General features: G+C 42.1%; 2 protein-coding genes. One reads left to right on the top strand and one right to left on the bottom strand.

All coding sequences use genetic code 11. The features are described from left to right. On the top strand, nt 1–1,249 hold a 1,249-nt coding region (locus F1542_RS00430), incomplete at its 5' end, for a tetratricopeptide repeat protein (RefSeq protein ID WP_408886206.1). 90 nt (nt 1,250–1,339) lie between these two features. Here F1542_RS00430 and F1542_RS00425 read toward each other — a convergent pair. Continuing rightward, nucleotides 1,340–1,744, bottom strand: a complete 405-nt coding sequence (locus F1542_RS00425; RefSeq protein ID WP_408886205.1) for a DUF3363 domain-containing protein — start codon at nt 1,742–1,744, stop codon at nt 1,340–1,342. Nucleotides 1,745–1,797: the final 53 nt, after the last annotated feature.

Here is a 1,797-nt window from a genome sequence, read left to right as displayed (position 1 = left end):
CCTCAGCCTGGCGGATCACACCCATGATCTGCGCGTCAGTAAAGCGATCACTCTTCATCAGAATCTCCTCATCCTTACGCTGAGAAAATTCTCATTCAAAAGCCACTCTTTTTATGGGGGGATTACCATAGATCTTAGTGGTATCGATGAAAAAGCCTTAAATGTCTGCCTTGGCGATGAATGGCGTCATGGAACAATAAGTCACTCATTGTTTGCAAGAAAAATAACCGATCCCACCACAGGTGAATCTGAAGTCGAAAATTGCTTTGAGTTGATATTTCGACTATTTTATTCAGCAAGATTACAGATGGATGCACAGACATCAAGAGCAGTTGCCCGCCTATCTGTCTCATTCGCCGGATTATTATCACACTGTAGTAGATTTAAAAGCGGAATTTCTTTTTGCCTTCATGCTATAAATCAGCTTGATTCATGCGAAGAATTTCGAAAAGAGACAACTTCTTTAAGAATTAAATTAGCTTATTTCTTAAGAATGAAAGATAGAGATCCGGAAGCCATCGAACAATGTAATCTTATAGATTTGTCCTCCCTGACCAATCGTCAAAAACAATCCGTTCTTATGACACGCGTACTTTGTTATATAGATATGGGGGAAAATAATAAAGCTTTAGGGCATGCTCGTGAAGTAATCCGGATTGAAAGGAATTCAGCCAGTGCGCTTCATGCCCAATTTGTCATTGCTCAAAATATCGAAGATAAAGTACGGCGCATTAGAGAGTTTAAGAAAATATTAAAGAAGTCACAGAAAGAAGACCATTCTATCCTATCTAACAATATACTAATAGAAATGTACGACGAAGAGGATGATAAGCTAAAAAGTAATATTTTGCAGGATATTATGCTACATAAAAATTCAGATTATTATAATTTTATGCGGGCATTAAGTAGGTATTTCCCTAAAAACGGTATGGACAAAGAATCTATAAAGAACAATACTATAGAAGCATATCATTTCCTTAGTGGACAACGATTAATGGGGTTATTTGATCGTTACCATAAAAAATTATGGGATATATTTGAAGAAAATTCTGAATACGATAATTTAATTCGTTTATTTAGGCAAAGTTCGTTTATTTGGCGCCTTGGAGACAAAGTCGAGATAGAGAATAAATATTTACGCAGACTAGATGACATTTTAAGTTCATCACCATCAAGATCATTGGGATATGATATGGATAGTATTTCATACTTTTTTATTAGAAAAGAGGCTTTACTAACATTGAATTGAATTAATTTTCAATAAAAATCCAGAGCCTCTCACCTTTCAGGATTTCTAATTTTAACCCAAGAGCTATACTGTATCTGTCCGCTACATGACTTACAATCCCAGTCCCCTGATTGGGGTAAAGCTCCAGTCGATTCCGCCATCACCGCGCGCAACCCCGGACACATGCCGTTCACGCCGCTTCTCCAGCGATGGCGTCCAGGGCACGAGTTGGAACTGGAGCCCGTCATCGATCATCGCATAGCGACCCGAAGCCAGCACCATGCGCTGACGATAGGTGCCCGTCACATACTCACCTGAAGCCGACTGGCTGAACGTCCGTCCCGTCTCGACGGCCAGCCGCTCTCCGACTTCCCGGACCTCGCGGTCCCTGAGCGTCCCGATCAGGTTGCGCGCCAGAACCACCCGCTGCGTCTGACGTTCGGTAACCGGCCGCTTAAGGCCGCCATTAATCATGCGGCCTGTTTGTGAAGATCTGTGAGAGGTTGCCAGTTCCATGGCAACAGTTCATGGAGCCGGTTGATCTTGTGCTCGTTGATACGGGCCAGGAC

The organism is Komagataeibacter sp. FXV3 (assembly GCF_015155755.1).
In the GTDB taxonomy this organism is placed as follows: domain Bacteria; phylum Pseudomonadota; class Alphaproteobacteria; order Acetobacterales; family Acetobacteraceae; genus Komagataeibacter.
The sequence above is the reverse complement of the archived record's forward strand: the minus strand, read 5'-3'. Positions and strand labels throughout refer to the sequence as shown.

Bases quoted from the DNA above. Each gene is read 5' to 3' on its own strand.
- F1542_RS00425 (WP_408886205.1), bottom strand. From the start codon at position 1,744: ATGGAACTGGCAACCTCTCACAGATCTTCACAAACAGGCCGCATGATT.